Annotated in this window: 16 protein-coding genes, 1 CRISPR repeat array and 1 riboswitch; of the genes, 8 read left to right on the top strand and 8 right to left on the bottom strand. The window is 60.7% G+C overall.

Features of this window, described 5'->3' with window-relative positions:
• Nucleotides 1–298: 298 nt before the first annotated feature.
• Nucleotides 299–1189 carry an ABC transporter substrate-binding protein gene (locus B0H98_RS11125; RefSeq protein WP_244183101.1) on the top strand — a complete coding sequence of 297 codons (891 nt, stop codon included), beginning with the start codon at nt 299–301 and terminating at the stop codon, nt 1187–1189.
• Nucleotides 1190–1249: 60 nt separating this feature from the next.
• Here the strand turns inward: B0H98_RS11125 and B0H98_RS11120 are convergent, their stop codons facing one another.
• A complete protein-coding gene (locus B0H98_RS11120) occupies nt 1250–2938 on the bottom strand; it encodes a methyl-accepting chemotaxis protein (RefSeq protein ID WP_106375133.1) in 1689 nt (562 codons plus the stop codon).
• A gap of 412 nt (nt 2939–3350) precedes the next feature.
• Between B0H98_RS11120 and codB the strand changes: the two genes are divergently transcribed.
• The 4 genes from codB to B0H98_RS11100 all read left to right on the top strand — a co-directional run bounded on the left by codB (nt 3351) and on the right by B0H98_RS11100 (nt 7224).
• Nucleotides 3351–4616: a cytosine permease gene (gene codB, locus B0H98_RS11115; RefSeq protein WP_106375132.1), complete on the top strand. Its 1266-nt coding sequence runs from the start codon at nt 3351–3353 to the stop codon at nt 4614–4616.
• Between the two features lie 25 nt (nt 4617–4641).
• Nucleotides 4642–5889: a cytosine deaminase gene (codA, locus tag B0H98_RS11110; protein WP_106375131.1), complete on the top strand. Its 1248-nt coding sequence runs from the start codon at nt 4642–4644 to the stop codon at nt 5887–5889.
• Nucleotides 5890–5939: 50 nt separating this feature from the next.
• On the top strand, nt 5940–6413 hold the full coding sequence (locus tag B0H98_RS11105) for a YbaK/EbsC family protein (RefSeq protein ID WP_106375130.1): 474 nt from the start codon (nt 5940–5942) through the stop codon (nt 6411–6413).
• A gap of 59 nt (nt 6414–6472) precedes the next feature.
• A riboswitch (FMN riboswitch) is annotated at nt 6473–6624 on the top strand.
• Nucleotides 6625–6726: 102 nt separating this feature from the next.
• Nucleotides 6727–7224 carry a 6,7-dimethyl-8-ribityllumazine synthase gene (locus B0H98_RS11100; protein ID WP_106375129.1) on the top strand — a complete coding sequence of 166 codons (498 nt, stop codon included), beginning with the start codon at nt 6727–6729 and terminating at the stop codon, nt 7222–7224.
• A gap of 86 nt (nt 7225–7310) precedes the next feature.
• On the opposite strand, the gene B0H98_RS11095 is transcribed toward B0H98_RS11100, so the two are convergent.
• Both B0H98_RS11095 and B0H98_RS11090 read right to left on the bottom strand, forming a co-directional pair.
• On the bottom strand, nt 7311–7760 hold the full coding sequence (locus tag B0H98_RS11095; RefSeq protein ID WP_106375128.1) for a rhodanese-like domain-containing protein: 450 nt from the start codon (nt 7758–7760) through the stop codon (nt 7311–7313).
• Nucleotides 7761–7770: 10 nt separating this feature from the next.
• A complete protein-coding gene (locus tag B0H98_RS11090) occupies nt 7771–8217 on the bottom strand; it encodes a GNAT family N-acetyltransferase (protein ID WP_106375127.1) in 447 nt (148 codons plus the stop codon).
• Nucleotides 8218–8310: 93 nt separating this feature from the next.
• Between B0H98_RS11090 and pdxR the strand changes: the two genes are divergently transcribed.
• From pdxR to B0H98_RS11075, 3 genes are all read left to right on the top strand, one after another.
• Nucleotides 8311–9786, top strand: coding sequence for a MocR-like pyridoxine biosynthesis transcription factor PdxR (gene pdxR, locus B0H98_RS11085; RefSeq protein WP_106375126.1), 1476 nt, complete (start codon nt 8311–8313; stop codon nt 9784–9786).
• Between the two features lie 190 nt (nt 9787–9976).
• Entirely contained in the window at nt 9977–10708 is a 732-nt protein-coding gene (pcsA, locus tag B0H98_RS11080; RefSeq protein WP_422822149.1) for a phosphatidylcholine synthase, read from the top strand.
• A 30-nt stretch (nt 10709–10738) separates the two neighbouring features.
• On the top strand, nt 10739–11431 hold the full coding sequence (locus tag B0H98_RS11075) for a uracil-DNA glycosylase family protein (RefSeq protein WP_106375124.1): 693 nt from the start codon (nt 10739–10741) through the stop codon (nt 11429–11431).
• A gap of 76 nt (nt 11432–11507) precedes the next feature.
• Here the strand turns inward: B0H98_RS11075 and B0H98_RS11070 are convergent, their stop codons facing one another.
• The 5 genes from B0H98_RS11070 to cas5e form a co-directional block, all read right to left on the bottom strand.
• Entirely contained in the window at nt 11508–12044 is a 537-nt protein-coding gene (locus tag B0H98_RS11070; RefSeq protein WP_167392674.1) for a DUF1176 domain-containing protein, read from the bottom strand.
• 252 nt (nt 12045–12296) lie between these two features.
• Nucleotides 12297–14948: a CRISPR direct-repeat array (repeat unit 29 nt; unit sequence CGGTTCATCCCCGCGCCTGCGGGGAACGG).
• Nucleotides 14949–15058: 110 nt separating this feature from the next.
• Nucleotides 15059–15355: a type I-E CRISPR-associated endoribonuclease Cas2e gene (gene cas2e, locus B0H98_RS11065; protein WP_106375122.1), complete on the bottom strand. Its 297-nt coding sequence runs from the start codon at nt 15353–15355 to the stop codon at nt 15059–15061.
• A gap of 1 nt (nt 15356) precedes the next feature.
• Nucleotides 15357–16277: a type I-E CRISPR-associated endonuclease Cas1e gene (gene cas1e / locus B0H98_RS11060; protein ID WP_106375121.1), complete on the bottom strand. Its 921-nt coding sequence runs from the start codon at nt 16275–16277 to the stop codon at nt 15357–15359.
• 10 nt (nt 16278–16287) lie between these two features.
• Entirely contained in the window at nt 16288–16890 is a 603-nt protein-coding gene (cas6e, locus tag B0H98_RS11055) for a type I-E CRISPR-associated protein Cas6/Cse3/CasE (protein ID WP_106375120.1), read from the bottom strand.
• Nucleotides 16865–17539: a type I-E CRISPR-associated protein Cas5/CasD gene (gene cas5e / locus B0H98_RS11050; RefSeq protein ID WP_106375119.1), complete on the bottom strand. Its 675-nt coding sequence runs from the start codon at nt 17537–17539 to the stop codon at nt 16865–16867. Before cas5e ends, cas6e begins: the two co-directional genes overlap by 26 nt.
• Nucleotide 17540: the final 1 nt, after the last annotated feature.

Raw genomic sequence — 17540 nt, 5'->3', positions numbered from 1 at the left:
ATAAAACCAACCTCAAGTAAACCCAAAAGCTGGCTTATTCATTAGACGCTGTACAGGCATTAGAAAGTTAATTCTTTAAATACCAAAAAAGCAGTAAAAGACCGGTTTAATGATGAAGCAGCTGGCTGCTCAACTATCTGCCCAGAAGAGACAGCACGATAGGCGCAATCACCATCACCAGTTCAAAATCCACGTCATGCAACGTGCTGTTCCCTAAGCACTTGGCGACAGTAGGAATCTAATCTGAGAATATGAGAAGATATCTCATATAAAACATTTTCTCATGAATGGAGTCGCTATGAAAAACGCCGCTATGACCGCCAGAGTACTCACCACAAAAGTACTGGCCACCTCTCTACTGCTGGGCGCCGCTAGCGCTACTGCTTACGGCGCTGAGCGCGTGGCAACGTTTGACCTGGGTAGTCTGGATACGCTGGACGCTTTAGGCTTGAGCGACCAGGTCGTCGGTGTACCGAAATCGAGCTTGCCAGAATATCTGGAGCAGTACGGTGCCGACGACATTACTGATATTGGTGGCCTGCGCTCGCCAGATATCGAGGCGCTGGCCAACAGCAAGCCGCACCTGATTCTGTTTACCGGCCGCCAGGGCGAGTGGCAAAGAGAGATGGAAGTGATCGCCCCGGCCCTGAACACCGGCGTACAGGGCGATGACTACCTGGCAACATTTGATGATAACGTCCGCCAGCTTGCCAGCCGCCTGCACGCAGAAGCGCGTGCCGAAGAGGCGCTTGAAACGCTGCACGGCGAGATCGAAGCTCAGCGTGATGCACTAAGCGACGCGCCGCGCACGCTGGTGGTGACGCATAACGACGGCAACCTCACCCTCAATCAGCACCCCGTGGTTCACGATGTGCTGGGCGTGAAGGCGCTCGACATGCCGGACAGCGTGACCTCGGAAACCCGCGGCAGCCGCACCTTTACCCCGCTTTCCTTTGAGGCAATTGGCGAAATCGACCCGGCTGTTGTGCTGGTCGTTGATCGCAGCGCGGCCATTGGCAACGAGCCTGCCGACCTGGAAGCCCTTGAACACGACCTGACAGACGCCGGCGCCTCTGATGTACGCCTGGTCAGCCTGACGCCCGCGCTCTGGTACCTTTCCGGCGGTGGCCTGCAAAGCCTGGCCATGCAGGTTGAAGAAGTCACCGCCGCGCTGAGTTCATCGAACTAAGCAAGCTCATACCCTCAAGCAGGTTCATGACACTCGGCGCGCCGGGTAACCGTGGGAGGCCTAGAACGCCTCCCACTCTTCTTCCGCGTTACGGGTTACCACCTGGCTACGTGGGGCAGGCCGTACCAGTGCTTGCCTTGGCTGCGGTGACGGCTGCGGGCGGGGTGGGCTCAAGGGTGCGTGCGGCGTACGGCTCTCGCCTTCTGCCAGGCGGAAGGCCGCGACTACGCTTTCAAGCCGTGCCGCCTGCTCTTCAAGCGAGCTTGCCGCCGAGGATGCCTGTTGCACCAGTGAGGCATTCTGCTGGGTTACCTCGTCCATCTGGGCGACCGCCTGATTGACCTGCTCGATACCCGAACTCTGTTCCTGGGACGCTGCGGATATTTCATCCATGATATCGGTGACGCGGCGCACCGAGGAAACCACCTCACGCATCGTGGCGCCAGCGCTTTCCACCAGCGTGGACCCTTCCTTCACCTGCAAGGATGAAGCATCGATCAATGCCTTGATCTCCTTCGCTGCATCGGCACTGCGGCTTGCCAGGTTACGCACTTCGCTTGCCACTACCGCAAACCCACGCCCCTGCTCGCCCGCGCGCGCCGCTTCTACCGATGCATTGAGGGCCAGGATATTGGTCTGAAAGGCGATGGAATCGATAACGCTGATAATGTCCGTCACTTTCTGGGAGCTTGCCGAGATGCCGTGCATGGTGGAGATCACTTGCTCCACTACCTCGCCACCGCTGGTAGCCGTGCTCGAGGCCTCATTGGCCAGCTGACTTGCCTGGCGAGCATTATCGGCATTCTGCCTGACCGTGGCCGTCAGTTGCTCCATGCTGGCCGCCGTTTCCTGCAGCGAAGCCGCCTGCTGCTCAGTACGCGAGGATAGATCCGCGTTGCCGCTGGCTATTTCACGAGCACCGATATGGATAGAGCCGCTGCTATCACGCACTTGCGATACCGTGCTGGCCAGATTGCCCTGCATATGCTGCATGGCACTGAACAGCTTGCCGATCTCGTTACGCCCCCGGGCCGGTACCTTGCCGGAAAGATCATTGCTGGCGATACGTTCAAAGTGCCCCACTGCTTCATTCAACGGCTTCACGATGGAGCCCACCATCGTAATACGCACGAACAGCACGACTAGCGCCGCGATCAACAGCATTATCAAGTCGATGTACCCGATAAACTGCATATCACTTTCGTAGTCAGCCACCATCAGCGCGTTCTGTTCCGCCAGATAGTCGTTGTAGACGCTGACGGCATCGATCAGTTGCTGGTTCAGGTCGCTGGTTATCGCCCGCGCTGCCGTGAACTGCGCTTCGTTTCCTGCACGCAGCGAATCGGCAAGCGGTACGAGTCCCTGCTGTATCAGCTGCTCAAAACTTGTCATTACCGCTTCCGCAAGTGCTGAGGGCGGATTGGTCGCTTCAAAATCCGTCAGGTACTCCATGGCCGTCTGCTGACTGGTACGCGCCTGCTTCAGATACTCATCTGCCGCTCGGGCATCGCCACTTGTAGCCGCGTTGAAGCTATTGACGTAAAACAGCTGGGTATAGGCAATTGAGCGCTGACTGCGGCTGAGGTCTCGGGTGCGCTCTGCGGAAAGCGTCAGTTCACCAAGCGATTCTTTTCCTTCTTCACCTGCACGATGGCCAAGAAACGCAATGATGATGATCAGAAGGGAAAAGATGGCCAGCACCAACGTCAGGCTGGTTTTTACTGACATATTACTCAGTAGTCGATTCATTACACAGGATGCCTTTTAACGAGGTTTATCTCTATTGGCTTCTTTAATCGACTGGGTAAGGGGATTAAAGCAATCTGCCAGGGAGGAGCAGATTCACCAATATATTCAAGAGGGTGGGAAACTATCTATCGGCTTGAAAACAAGCCACTTTAATTAAACATTAAAAATAATTTCCATATCCGTTAGGCAACTAAAAAGGCGAATGACGAGCCCACGCTTTTCATTGATTAAAAAAAGTCAAAACGTTCATTAAAAGCTAATGATTAATAATCTTTTATAAACATTATTTAATAATTATTAATCATAAGCTCATGGAAATGGCCGTCGATCTGAGGCACATCATGCTCACCGAGGCGTTACCTGGCACGCGGGTTGCTTATACGTTGGAATAACCTTATTTCCGGAGCCTGCCATGCGCCATTCTGACTATCCGCTCAGTGAAGTCCCCCCGAGCGCTCGTAAGGGGTTGCTCTCCACGTCGGTCGTTCTGCTCGGTTTCACATTCTTCACCGCCACCATGTGGGCAGGTGGATCGCTCGGACAAGCGTTTCCGATTGGCCAGCTGCTGTGGATCATTCTGCTTGGTAACCTGTTGTTGGGAGCCTACGCAGCCGCGCTTGGCTACATTGCCTGTAAAAGTGGCTTGAACGCAGTGCTGATGGGGCGTTTCTGTTTTGGCGAAAAAGGCAGCAGGCTTTCCGATTTTATCCTGGGATTCACCCAGATTGGCTGGTATGCCTGGGGAACGGCGACGATTGCAGTGGTGCTGGTACGCACCACGGGGATGCAAGCGTGGATGGAAATCCCCTTGATGGTGCTTTTTGGCTTTGGTTTCTGTATCACCGCCATGATTGGCTACCGCGGCATGGACTGGCTTTCACGCTTTGCCGTTCCCGCCATGATGCTGTTTATCTTGATCAGCCTGTTTACCGGCCTGGTGGATATACGCGGCTTCCACGGTCTCAGCCAGCAGTCGCCCACCCAGGGCATGAGCGTAGCCGCCGCCATCACGGTCATTATCGGCACCTTTATCAGCGGCGGCACCCAGGCCACCAACTGGAGCCGCTTTGCCAAGAGCCCGCGCATTGCGGTGCTGGCCACCCTCTCAGCCTTTCTTGTCGGCAATGGCTTGATGGTACTGACCGGCGCGCTTGGCGCCATGATTTACCAGCAGGCGGATATCGTGGATGTCCTGATCGCTCAGGGCTTTGTGTCGATGGCCGTACTGATGCTGTTTCTGAATATCTGGACTACCCAGGACAACACCATCTACAACTTCGCGGTAGCGGGCTGCAACCTGCTGCGCACCGACAAGCGCCGCACGGTCACGGTCGCCGGGGCCGCCATTGGTACCGTGCTGGCGGTGGGTGGCATGTACAACCTGCTGATCCCGTTTCTGGTTCTGCTGGGCACCTTCATTCCCCCCATGGGTGGCGTCATCATGGCGGACTTCTGGCTGAAACATAAAGGCCGCTACCCCGCCCTTTCAAGCGCACGGCTGCCGGATTTCAACCGCCGTGGCCTTGCTGCTTACGGCATCGGCGCGGGTGCTGCCTATCTCTCGCCGATCCTTCCCCCCGTGGTGGGTGTGTTGATGGCCGCCGCCAGCTACGCCGCTCTGCTGCGCTTTCATCATGCAACGCTCACCGATAATCAGCCCGCTACGGCCAGACAATAAGAGACACTAAAGAGAGGCACTAAAGATGCACATCGTTAACGCACGCCTTCGCCAACGCTCTGAACTCTACCGCCTTGAAACAGATAATGGCGTGTTCAGCGCAATTACCGCTCAAGATGCGCCGATCAAGGCCACCGAAGGCCAGCTGGATGCCGGGGGCAAGCTGCTCTGCGCCCCCTTTATCGAGCCACATATTCACCTGGATGCTGCGCTGACCGCTGGCGAGCCCGCCTGGAACGAGAGCGGCACGCTCTTCGAAGGCATCGAGCGCTGGGGTGAGCGCAAACCCATGCTGTCTGAAGCGGACATTCGTGCTCGCGTGCTCAAAACACTCAACCTGCTGATCGGCAATGGCGTACAGTTCGTGCGTACCCATGCCGATACCAGCGACCCAAGCCTGGTCGGGCTGAAAACCCTTTGTGCCCTGCGCGACGAGCTGAAAGACAAGATCGACATTCAGGTGGTGGCCTTTCCTCAGGATGGATTGCTCTCCTACCCCGGCGGCGACCGGCTGATGGAAGAAGCCCTGGAGATCGGCGCTGATGTGGTCGGCGGTATTCCGCACTTCGAATACACGCGGGAGCTGGGTGTGGCCTCCATGAAACGCGTCATCGAGCTTGCCATGAAGTACGACAGGCTGGTGGACGTTCACTGCGATGAAATCGATGACCCCAACTCGCGCTTTCTGGAAGTGCTCGCCTGTGAGGCACTGTTCAACGACCTGGGCAGCCGCGTGACCGCCAGCCATACCGTGGCCATGCACTCCTACGACAATGCCTACTGCTCCAAGCTATTTCTGCTGCTCAAGCGCTCCGGCATCAACTTCATCTCCTGTCCCACCGAAAGCATTCATCTGCAGGGCCGCTTTGATACCTATCCCAAGCGGCGCGGCGTCACCCGCGTCAAGGAACTGAACGAAGCGGGCATCAACGTCTGCTTTGCCGAGGACTCCATTTTCGACCCCTGGTATTCGCTGGGTAACGGCAAGCTGCTGCGGACACTCGATTTTGGCCTGCATATCTGCCAGATGATGGGCTACAAGGACTTCAGCCAGGCGCTCAGCCTGATTACCGATAACAGTGCGCGCACGCTGAATATCGAAGACCGCTACGGGATCGAAGTCGGCAAGCCCGCAAGCTTCAACCTGCTGGAGGGCGAAGACGACTACAGCGTACTGCGCAATCAAGGCGACGTACTGCTGTCGGTCAGGCATGGCAAGACCATCATGCAGCGCGAGCCGGCGCGAATTATCACGCCACCCTGGATTGGCTGAGATCAAAAAAGCGCGTTACCTTGAAACGACAGCTATCCAAGGAGCCGCTTATGAGTTTACTGACCGCACGCAGTTTTCTGGCCGAGCACGCCCCGGACCTCAAGATCATCGAGCTCGACGAGAGCACGGCGACCGTAGCGCTTGCCGCCGATGCACACGGCGTGGAGCCCGGCCAGATTGCCAAGACGCTGGCGTTCAAGATCGGTGAAATGCCCCTGCTGGTGGTCACCAGTGGCAGCGTGCGAATCGACAACGCCAAGATCCGCGACGTCTTCGGCGGCAAGGCCAAGATGCTCGATGCCGAAACGGTCATGGAGCTGACCAGCCACCCGGTGGGCGGCGTTTGCCCCTTCGGGCTTGCCGCCGAGCTTCCCGTGTACTGCGATATATCGCTCAAGCGCCATGACGAAGTGCTGCCAGCCGCGGGCTCGCCCGAAAGCGCCGTGCGTATCTGCCCCATGCGCCTTGCCGAGCTGGTCGGGGCGCAATGGGTCGATGTCTGCTCCCCCGATGACGCGCCCTAGCTGCGCGCTGGCAATTTGCGTAAGATAGCCGGGCCGCAAGGGCGTTCATGCCTTTGCGGTCAAGTTCTCAGGGCGGGGTGAAAGTCCCCACCGGCGGTGATGGCGCAAGGCGCCCAAGCCCGCGAGCGCTCAGGCAGATAGCCGCCTGAGGTCAGCAGATTCGGTGTGACTCCGAAGCCGACGGTGATAGTCCGGATGAAAGAGAACGGCACTTTGGAAAGGTAGTACGCAAGCGGCCGGGCCGCCTCTTGCGGCTGCCTGAAAGCGGTGTCGCATGCCCTGATTCTGGTACACCTTTTCCTAGAGAATGACCATGAATCAGACGTTTCCGTTAGCATTTTCAAGCCACACCACTTCCCAGCGCATCGCCTTCATTCAGGGCCACTGGCATGACGATATCGTCGGCCAGGCGTACCACTCCTTCGTCGAGGAAGTGAAGAAGAACGGCCTCAGCGCCGATCAGGTCGAGGTATTCACGGTTCCCGGCGCCTACGAGATTCCCCTGCAAGCCAAGGTGCTGGCCGAAAGCGGCCGCTTCGGCGCCATCGTCGGCGCGGGCTTTGTGGTGGATGGCGGCATCTACCGCCACGATTTCGTCGCCCACGCGGTGATCGACGGCATGATGCGGGTCCAGCTCGACACCCAGGTGCCGGTGATTTCGGTCGTGCTCACCCCGCACCATTTTCACGAGCACGCCACCCATCACAGTTTCTACTTCGAGCACTTTGTCACCAAGGGCCGGGAAGCGGCGAACGCCTGCTTGAACACCATGGAAAACCTGCACCGCGCCCGCAAGCTGGGCAACGCCTGAAAATGCTCGGGCCCGGCAAATGCCGGGCCCGACAAGACGCTACTCAGCCCTACAAGAGCTCAGCCACACAAGCCCGTGCCCAGCCACTAACAACCGCAGTCATCAAGCGGTGCTTTAAACAGCGTACCGCGCGACTCGCCCGCCGCTAACGGATGTTCATCCCGGCGCCAGAAATCCAGCCCGCCCAGCAGCTCTTTCACCTTGAAGCCAGCACTTGAGAGCTTCCACGCGCCTTTGGTCGAGCCGTTGCAGCCGATACCGTCGCAGTAGGTGATATACACCTTGGCGGGATCGAGTGCCGCAAGCCGCTCGGGCGTCATCTCACGATGCGGCAGGCTCAGCGCGCCGGGGATATGCCCCGCGCAGTAGTGCTCGAAACTGCGGGTGTCGATCACCACAATCGCGTCGATGCCGTTTGCCAGATCCTGCGCCAGGTCCCAGGCGTCCGTGTGGCAGCAAAGCTTGGCGTGCATTGCTTGCGCCATCTCGTTTGGCGCGGCGGGCGGAAAGGCCAGCACGCTTGATTGCTCGCTCATGTCTATCTCCCTAAACGTTCAGTAGGTAGCTGTAAAACTCGTTGTTACGCTGCCAGCCCAAGGATTCATACAGCGCTTGGGCACGCGCGTTGCTGACCTGGGTCATCAATACCAGCCGCGGTACGCCGTGATCTTGGGCAAGCGTCGCGGCGGCCTCCATCAGCGCACGCCCACTTCCCTGCCCGCGGCTTTGCGGCAGGACGTACAGATCGTTAAGCGTCCAGCGCGCATTCAGCCCCACGGTGGAAAGGCCGGGGTAGAGCTGCACGAAGCCGTCCACCTCGCCGCGGGCATTCTCGCTGACCAGAATGAACGCATCGCCCAGGCCGAAGCGCTGGCTCAGAAAGCGGCGCGCGCCTTCCGGATCGCTCGGCTGCTGATAAAACTGACGGTACTCATCCAGCAGGTGGGTCAAGACATCAAGGTCATCGAGTACGGCGGCGCGGACATGGCTCATGGTGTGCTCCTTGAAAGGTAGGGATGCGCGCAGTCTGCCGCTATAGTGGTACGCATAGAAGAGCCACTTGATCGAATCTTGGAGGAACCAGTCATGCGCCGTGCCGCTACCAGTGAATGGCTTATCGATGCGCTGGCTCTGCGGGTGAGTACGCAACACGACCTGACGCTTGCCCAGCAGCTCTACACCACGCTGCGCGCCTGGATTCAGGGCGGGAAGCTCGACGCCGGGCACTCCTTGCCCTCCTCAAGGCATCTTGCTCAGGCACTGGGGATCAGCCGCAACACCGTGCTCGCCGCCATGGACCGCCTGCTTGCCGAAGGGCTGGTGGTGTCCCGGCGCGGCGCCGGGCTTTACGTGGCGAAACTGCCGCTACTCTCGCTGCCCACGGCGGCATCCCATGTCGAGGCATTCGAGTACTCCACACGCGGCCAGGCGCTGATCGACCGCTGCGCGACGCTGAGCCAGCACTATCACGCCTTCGCCCCCGGTATTCCAGCGCTGGATCTGTTTCCCCACGCTCAGTGGCAGCGCCTTTTAAGGCGCCACTTTCATCAGGCGGATACGGGCTGGCTCTCCTACCAGACGCTGGGCGGCCTGCCGGCCCTGCGCGAGGCGCTGTGCGATTACCTGACGCTTTCACGCGCGGTGCGCTGCCGCCCGGAGCAGATCGTCATTACCCAGGGCGCCCAGCAGGCGTTTGAACTGATCGTGCAGCTTCTGACCGACAGCGGCGAAAACGTGTGGATGGAAGAGCCCGGCTACGGCGGGGCGCAAACCGCGTTTCTGGCCGCCGGGCTTTGCATCACGCCGGTGTCGGTGGACGAAGACGGCATGAACCCGGCACTTGCCCCCGCGCCCGCTGCACCGCCGCGGCTGATCTACGTCACGCCCTCGCATCAATACCCAAGCGGGGTCACCATGCCGGTGCCCCGGCGGCTGGCGCTTCTCGAACACGCTGCCCGGCACGGCGCCTGGATCATCGAAGACGACTACGACAGCGAGTTCCGCTACGACATCCCGCCGGTGCCCTCGCTTCAAGGGCTTGCCGAGCGGGCGGCGGTGATCTACGTCGGCACCTTCAGCAAGGTGCTCTATCCGGGGCTGCGGCTTGGTTATCTGGTGCTTCCCGAGGCGCTGGCGGATACCTTCCGCCTGGCCCATGCCAGGCTTCACCGGGAAGGCAACTACCCGACCCAGTCGGCACTGGCCGAGTTCATCGCCAAGGGGCATTTCTCGCGCCATATCGCCCGCATGCGCGGGCGCTACCGCCAACGCCAGGCCTGCCTGCGACGCGCCCTGGCGCCTGCCGTTGCTCAGGGGCTCAAGCTCTCCTCCGGCCATGCCGGCATGCACCTGGTGGCCGAGCTGGAAAGCCCGGCGCAGGAGCGCCAGTTGATCAAGCGGGCGAACGCGGCAGGCATCACGCTCTCGCCCCTGTCGCGCTACTACCTGGGCCAGCCGACGCGTTCAGGCTTGGTGCTGGGCTACGCCGGCGCCACCGAAGAGGAGCTGCTGAGCGCCGGGCACTGGCTTGGCCAGGCCTGGATAAACCTGCAAGACGCGTGAGCAAACGCTGACATGGCCGCCGCTGGCTGCTTATTTATTGTGAGCTAGCGCATTCCGCCAAGAGCCACCATGCTATAACTAGATTGCCTGCCTGCATATTCCCAAGGGTCGCCCTATAGTAACCTAGCCCGCGGCACGCTTATTCATACATCCAACAGCAAAAGAACACGACGTTCTCAATGGGGTTACTGTGGCTCAACCACTCTCTTCACACGCCGATAACCACGCATCGCGATGCAAGGCCAAGGCCTGGAGCGTGCATGTGCTAACCGCCAGCGGCGTGCTGCTGGGTACGATGGCGCTGCTCGCCCTGATCGACAACAACCCGGTGGCCTGCCTGCTATGGCTGGGTGCAGCGATGATGGTGGACGGCTTTGATGGCACCCTGGCGCGCAAGTACGAGGTCAAGACCATCCTGCCCCACTTCGACGGCTCGACCCTGGACATGGTGATCGACTACCTGACCTGGGCGTTCATTCCGGCGCTGTTCATCTACTACTTCATCGAACTGCCCGCCAACGTCGAGCTGCTGGCGGTCTTCACCATTCTGCTCTCGTCGATGTTCTGCTTTTGCAACGTGGACATGAAAAGCCAGGATAACTACTTCGTCGGTTTTCCCGCCGCCTGGAACATTGCCGCGGCCTATTTCTACATTCTCGACTTGCCGCCCTGGTTGACCGTTGCTGCAATCCTCTTTCTCGCCGTTCTTACCGTTACCAAGATGAAGTTTCTGCACCCTTTCCGGGTGCGCAAGTTCATGCCGCTCAATATCGCCATTACGCTACTCTGGTGCGTCTGCGCCACGGTCTTGATTCTTTCAAGCCCGGCATACACCACCTGGGCACTGGCGGGGCTTGCCCTCACTTCCTTCTATTTCGTGGGCATGTGCGTCTGGCGTACCGCCCAGGAGTGGTTCGATTAACCCAGTCTGATCGTTAAAAAAGGAACAGGGATGTCTTTGACGCAACCGCAGCAAAAGCGCTTCAAGGCGCTTGCCGCCGAGATCGAAGGAATCGATGTCGATGTCTACGAGCGCTTCGAGCGCGACCCGCTCGAGCCGATCATCGGCCTTGGCAAACCGAACCTGCGCGTCGGCTTTTTCGGGCGCGACCCGGGCCGCGAAGAGGTCCGCTTCCAGGAGCCCTTCATCGGCGCCGGCGGGCAGCTGGTGAGAAAAGCGCTATACGAGCGCCTGTACGGCGAGAAGATGCCGGACTTCGAGGCCTCACGCGCCGTGGGCGAGCACTTTTTCTGGATCAACACCGTGCCCTACAAGCCTGTGGGCAACAAGGCATGGTCGATGAAGGTAAAGCGCCACTTTCATGACCTGATGAACGAAGTGCTGATCTCTTGCTGGGAGGGGGAGAGCCTGATCACGCTGGGGCGCGAGGCCTTTCTGTGGTTCGGCATCGGCCGCTCGAAGGAAGAGCGCGACCGGCTGGAGGCGTTCTGGAAAAGCGACGAGCGCTTTGAAAGCAGCATTGAGGTAACGCTCGAGGATGAGCGGGGCGAGGCGCGTACCTTCAGGCTCTACCCGCTCCCGCACCCTTCCCCACTCAACCAGACCTGGTACGCCCGCTTTCCCGAACTTCTGAAAAATCGCCTGGAGCAGTTGGACGTGCACCTGGACAACCTCGCTATCTAAAACACGAGCGCTTGCTTTCACTTATGAAAGCGAGCGCTGAGAAAGGTCTTGCCCGCGCTACAGCCGCTATCCAGGGCTACTCGGCCTCGAACACCACCGGGAACTCGCCGGCGTCGTCGTCACACGACTCCGAGGCGCGATACTCGGTCAGCCGGAAATTGCCGTTTTCCCACTGCCAGGTGCGCGCTCCTCCGCAGCCACCGGCGCCCCGGTCCTTGTACTGATCGGTCAGCACGCCGGTTTCAGGGTCGAACTCAGGATTGAAAAGCGACTCGGTGCCGGTCCAGCTCTTGTCACGCCACAGGGCGAACAGCAGCTTGCGCGGTTCGGCATCATCGGGCTGATAAATTGCCTCATAAGAGGTCTGATAGGCACCAGCGTTGCACGGCACAAGCCACAAATCGCCGCCCATGTCATCGTCGATCGCATAACGCTGGGGCGCAATACCCAGCGATTCATCGATGGGCGCGCAGGTGCCACTCATCTGCGCGGCGACCGCCTCCGGCAGTGTTGACTGCTCGTCGGCCGTCTGTTCCGTGTTGGCATACGCGGCAAACCCTATCGACAACCCCATGGCGGCGGCCGTCAGCCAACCCAGTGAACGTAACATCATGACCACCTCCTTCGTGCGGTTTGCGCGGCGAGTTTTCATTGCTCGCCGCGGCTTGAAAATGCGTGCTTGAAAGCGCTCCTCATTGATACCCCGATTTCGCCTGGGCAGCCATCCCCAGGCTGTATCTTGCACCGTCGTTTCTCATTTCACACGCGTTCAGGTAACCGCGTGTTCACGCAGCTACGTGACCAACTCTGCGTCCAAGGCGCCTGTGGGGAACGGTCATCACGCCTTGGGCGGTGCTGTTGGGCATCGCTCATCCCCACGCCTGCGGGGAACGGCTCGGTATGATCGCGCTCGTCGACTGCAACAACGGTTCATCCCCGCGCCTGCGGGGAACGGGCTTCTGAAGTGCCAACAGCATTGATTAGTGGCGGTTCATCCCCGCGCCTGCGGGGAACGGTGAAACCACCGACGAAGCCTACAACCATGCGACGGTTCATCCCCGCGCCTGCGGGGAACGGTGGATGTCGGTCAGCGTGTCGACGTGCTTGAGCGGTTCATCCCCGCGCCTGCGGGGAACGGGCGGTACTACTGCAGCCAGCCGATGTTGACGTCGGTTCATCCCCGCGCCTGCGGGGAACGGAGCATGGGTGCCTCCCATGTGACAGGCTTTTCCGGTTCATCCCCGCGCCTGCGGGGAACGGGCGTCGGTGGTCTGCCATTCGGCGCCCCATTCCGGTTCATCCCCGCGCCTGCGGGGAACGGAATCTGAACTCATTACCGACTCTACAGCCTGGCGGTTCATCCCCGCGCCTGCGGGGAACGGTTGCGCGGCAGTAGATTGAGCAATCAAACCGGCGGTTCATCCCCGCGCCTGCGGGGAACGGGTCCCAGCCCTCAGGGGCGCGAACCGTAAGCACGGTTCATCCCCGCGCCTGCGGGGAACGGCGGCATGGCCTCCAGCAGCACGCGCACGCGGTCGGTTCATCCCCGCGCCTGCGGGGAACGGTTGTCGCCGCGGCCAACGGCCACCACCTCAAGCGGTTCATCCCCGCGCCTGCGGGGAACGGCCGCCAAGAAAGCCGTTTCCGGAAAGAGTACGCGGTTCATCCCCGCGCCTGCGGGGAACGGCTGTGCATCAGCGGCGACATGGGCTGCTACGTCGGTTCATCCCCGCGCCTGCGGGGAACGGTGATTACCGGCCCTTCACCGCGATTCAGTCAGCGGTTCATCCCCGCGCCTGCGGGGAACGGATGACCAAACCCTATAGCAGAGTAGGAAATTACGGTTCATCCCCGCGCCTGCGGGGAACGGCTCCTCAAGCTCGGCAATGCGGGCCAGCAGGCCGGTTCATCCCCGCGCCTGCGGGGAACGGCGACGCAAGGGCCATAAAGCTGTCACCAAAAGCGGTTCATCCCCGCGCCTGCGGGGAACGGAGTCGTCTAATGACGCTATGGACACCCCCGCCCGGTTCATCCCCGCGCCTGCGGGGAACGGTGCAGCTCATTGAAAGCGGCCTGGGTGGGGCGCGGTTCATCCCCGCGCCTGCGGGGAACGGGACCAGCGCGCACCGTTTAGGGCTCGCCGCCGACGGTTCATCCCCGCGCCTGCGGGGAACGGGATCTCGGCCTTGCGCTCCATCGACTGGGTGGCGGTTCATCCCCGCGCCTGCGGGGAACGGGGCGAGGTCGCCGCCGGGGGATAGCACCATGACGGTTCATCCCCGCGCCTGCGGGGAACGGCTGGCATTTCAGGATGGAAAACTGCGCGCTGACGGTTCATCCCCGCGCCTGCGGGGAACGGATCCCTCTCCCTCCGGCCTACCGGCCTGCGCGCGGTTCATCCCCGCGCCTGCGGGGAACGGGATCGAGGTCCTCGAATGATCAAACTCCAATCCGGTTCATCCCCGCGCCTGCGGGGAACGGGGTATTCAAGGGCTGGCGCTCAAACGCCAGCCCGGTTCATCCCCGCGCCTGCGGGGAACGGATATCCGGCTGTAAGAACTACACGGTCGTACTCGGTTCATCCCCGCGCCTGCGGGGAACGGATATCAAAGTGCGTTCAAAACCGTTCAAAACCCGGTTCATCCCCGCGCCTGCGGGGAACGGACCTCGACGTGAACGGCGCGATCATCGAAAAGCGGTTCATCCCCGCGCCTGCGGGGAACGGGGCATTTCAGCGGGTCGCGGCATCGTTTCCTGCGGTTCATCCCCGCGCCTGCGGGGAACGGGTGGACATTCCCAAGCAGCTCAGCGAGGGCAACGGTTCATCCCCGCGCCTGCGGGGAACGGACCTGGTACACCTGCCGCGCATATGCATCTGACGGTTCATCCCCGCGCCTGCGGGGAACGGGGTTCAGCTGGCTGTGTGCTGAACGCCGGTATCGGTTCATCCCCGCGCCTGCGGGGAACGGGCGCTGTTACCCTAATGCGGTTTAGTCCGTAACGGTTCATCCCCGCGCCTGCGGGGAACGGGCAAGCCAAGCGGCGTGATTAGCATCAGTCGCGGTTCATCCCCGCGCCTGCGGGGAACGGATGGCGGGTTCGCTTTATGTGCCGGTGCCGCGCGGTTCATCCCCGCGCCTGCGGGGAACGGATGCACTACTCGCTAATCAAGCCGCGATCGAGCGGTTCATCCCCGCGCCTGCGGGGAACGGCGTATAGGAGCTAGACTAACGCCTGCCGTACGCGGTTCATCCCCGCGCCTGCGGGGAACGGGCGGACGCTCGTACAACGTCAGCGCGACGGGGCGGTTCATCCCCGCGCCTGCGGGGAACGGAGTCTTGAATGCGGGGGGGGCCCGAAACATCCCGGTTCATCCCCGCGCCTGCGGGGAACGGGATCAGCAGGCCTATGCCAAAGCCGATCATTGCGGTTCATCCCCGCGCCTGCGGGGAACGGCATGCGAACATCTCACGCGAGACCAGCGACCACGGTTCATCCCCGCGCCTGCGGGGAACGGTCTAATTGTAGTCACTTGTTTTCAAAAAGAAAAATCGCCAGCGGAAAATCCACCGGCGATTTTGATCATTTTTTGAACAGCTCTATATTATTAAAGAGCATCAAAAACAGCTACTTATCCATGGGCGGCAAAAAACGCACCAAGCGTAGTCCGTCATGGTCAATGGGCACGCGGCGGTTATCGCCGAAGGTCTGGAACTCGAAGCCGGATTCGTGATTGCTGGCCCAGGCCATGGCGACGTTGCCGCCCTCCTCGGCCAATACCTCGATCTGCTCCCAGATCATTTCGCGGATACGCTTACTGACGTCTCCCACATAGACACCGGCGCGAATCTCCAGTAGCCAGACGGCGAGCCGCCCACGCAAGCGCGGCGGTACAGCTTCGGTGACGACGACGAGCATGGCCATGTTAATGACTCCTGTGGCCGCTATCGCCTATCGATGCTGGCTCGGGGATGGCCGGCGGCACGGCATCGGCCGGGGGTGGTGGCGGTTCGATCTCGCCTGCCGCCAGCACTTCTTCGATCATGGGGATGATGCGCTGGAGCAGCCGGGTCTGCTTGAAGGCGTCGCGGCAGGCAATGCGCACCTCGCGCTCCGGCATCGGCGGGTTTTTCGCGGCGATGCGAAACGCTGCCGGGACCACGGTTTCGAATTTGACGATATCGGCGATGTCGTAGACGAAGCTCAGCGGTTTGCCGGTGTGCAGAAAGCCGATGGCCGGGGCGTAACCCGCGGCCAGAATCGCGGCTTCGGTGATCCCGTAGAGGCAGGCGGTGGCGGCCGAGAGACACTGGTTGGCCACGTCCGAGGCGTCCCACTGCTTCGGATCATAGCGCCGCCCCTGCCATTTCAGGCCGTACTGTTTGGCAAGCATCTGGTAAGTCTTGCGTACGCGCGCGCCTTCGATGCCGCGTAGCTGTTCGACGCTGCGCCGGGAAGGCGGCTCTTCGCCAAAGCGCAGCTCGAACATCTTGCGTACCACCTTGAGCCGCAAGCTTTCGTCCAGCGCCAGCTGGGCCTGGTAGAGCAGCTTGTCGGAGCGCGCTCCGCCCGGCTGCCCCGCGCTGTAGAGCCGCACCCCGGCATCGCCCACCCAGATCAACAACGTACCTACCACTGAGGCCAGCTTGACCGCGGCATGCGAGACTCGCGTGCCCGGTTCCAGCAGCAAGCACGCCACCGAGCCCACGGGAATGTGCATGCGCTCGCCGTTAACCTCGTCGACGACCACGAACGCACCGTCGCGCACGTCGATCTGCCCCATGCCGACGAAGATCATCGACATGCGATCCTTGAGGGGAATGGGCTTGAGGGGGATGAAACTCATGGCATTTTCATCATCGTGGGGAAATACTTAGCAGGCCGAGCCCGAAAGCCTTACCGGGGCCGACCCCCTGTTCGATCGCATTTTTCAGCAGAGCGGCGTCAAGAGCGGACAGTACGCCTTCAAACCACGCCTGTCGTAAACGAATGTCGCCCTTTCGAACATCGAGCATTTCTGTGGCCATCACCAGCGCTGTTTCTACGTTAAAGCCGGCCCTAGCGGCTTGGCGATCCAACCACTGACACTGCAGCGCTTCACTGGCGAGCCCGATTCTTTTTCCAGCTTGCGTCACCGTGGGATTGGCAAACAGCCTGAATCGATATCTCCCTCCCGCTGTCAGAATTCGATCGACGTCGACATTTTTGGACTCTACCGGCGCTTTCAGATAGCCGGACGTCTCGAAGACCGACCAGTCAGGCTGAACAGGCGACTGAACGACAATGATGGGGCCCCGTCGCTCCGAATCGGGTTCCAATCGCCATAAAAAGCGTGGTGGCTTGTCCTCAGGGTTGCTTACGAAGGCTCGTACCAATGATCGATGCATTTCATACGCATCGGCCAGATCCCGCCTGACGCTCGCATTACGGCGATCAAGCGTGAGTCGAGTGAGATGCATCACCACCCCCTGGCGTCAGTTGCAGTGTCTTGACGAAACGAGGTCCAAAGCGGCGCTCGGAAAATGGAGCGATCGGTTGATCGACCCGAATGGTGCCTTCATCGGCATCTTCGAGGACAACGCGTCGCTGCTCTGCATCTTGGCGCGTGCCGTGGTCGGTGAGTAGCGCGGCCGATCCCAGCACATCTAAAAGACGACCCTCGTGCAGACCGTCCTGCATGAATACCGGACGAGACGGTATAAAACTCTTGCGGCCCAGCGACAATGGCCAGTACGGCGTCCGCAGGGCCTCGTGAATATGCGCCAGCAGCTCGCGCTCACCTTCGAGCGCGACGAGAAAAACGGCGTCCGACAGGTAGTAGCGCTGACTGACAACGGTTCGGTTGGCGTCAACCTTGCCGGATGAGGCGATTACACCCGTAGCGGTTTGATAATCGCGCATCGGAATACCTTCGCGATCGACACGAACCCCCATGCGCAAGGTTGCAAGATCGTCGATTGGCGCTGTCCGATCGCGGCCAAGTGCGGCGCACACCAAGCCGAGCACACCTGACTTGGAGGGTTCGAGCTGCGTATCGCGTTCGTCGAATCGGCTGGTCGTCCCCCAGGATTGCATGGGGCCCGCCAGGCACATCAGCAATGTCGCCACG

It is taken from the genome of Vreelandella songnenensis (assembly GCF_003002925.1).
Taxonomy (GTDB): domain Bacteria; phylum Pseudomonadota; class Gammaproteobacteria; order Pseudomonadales; family Halomonadaceae; genus Vreelandella; species Vreelandella songnenensis.
Note: the sequence above shows the minus strand (reverse complement) of the source record. Positions and strands in the feature narration are given on the sequence as shown.

Bases quoted from the DNA above. Each gene is read 5' to 3' on its own strand.
- B0H98_RS11125 (WP_244183101.1), top strand. From the start codon at position 299: ATGAAAAACGCCGCTATGACCGCCAGAGTACTCACCACAAAAGTACTG.
- B0H98_RS11120 (WP_106375133.1), bottom strand. From the start codon at position 2,938: ATGAATCGACTACTGAGTAATATGTCAGTAAAAACCAGCCTGACGTTG.
- codB (WP_106375132.1), top strand. From the start codon at position 3,351: ATGCGCCATTCTGACTATCCGCTCAGTGAAGTCCCCCCGAGCGCTCGT.
- codA (WP_106375131.1), top strand. From the start codon at position 4,642: ATGCACATCGTTAACGCACGCCTTCGCCAACGCTCTGAACTCTACCGC.
- B0H98_RS11105 (WP_106375130.1), top strand. From the start codon at position 5,940: ATGAGTTTACTGACCGCACGCAGTTTTCTGGCCGAGCACGCCCCGGAC.
- B0H98_RS11100 (WP_106375129.1), top strand. From the start codon at position 6,727: ATGAATCAGACGTTTCCGTTAGCATTTTCAAGCCACACCACTTCCCAG.
- B0H98_RS11095 (WP_106375128.1), bottom strand. From the start codon at position 7,760: ATGAGCGAGCAATCAAGCGTGCTGGCCTTTCCGCCCGCCGCGCCAAAC.
- B0H98_RS11090 (WP_106375127.1), bottom strand. From the start codon at position 8,217: ATGAGCCATGTCCGCGCCGCCGTACTCGATGACCTTGATGTCTTGACC.
- pdxR (WP_106375126.1), top strand. From the start codon at position 8,311: ATGCGCCGTGCCGCTACCAGTGAATGGCTTATCGATGCGCTGGCTCTG.
- B0H98_RS11075 (WP_106375124.1), top strand. From the start codon at position 10,739: ATGTCTTTGACGCAACCGCAGCAAAAGCGCTTCAAGGCGCTTGCCGCC.
- B0H98_RS11070 (WP_167392674.1), bottom strand. From the start codon at position 12,044: ATGATGTTACGTTCACTGGGTTGGCTGACGGCCGCCGCCATGGGGTTG.
- cas2e (WP_106375122.1), bottom strand. From the start codon at position 15,355: ATGGCCATGCTCGTCGTCGTCACCGAAGCTGTACCGCCGCGCTTGCGT.
- cas1e (WP_106375121.1), bottom strand. From the start codon at position 16,277: ATGAGTTTCATCCCCCTCAAGCCCATTCCCCTCAAGGATCGCATGTCG.
- cas6e (WP_106375120.1), bottom strand. From the start codon at position 16,890: ATGCATCTCACTCGACTCACGCTTGATCGCCGTAATGCGAGCGTCAGG.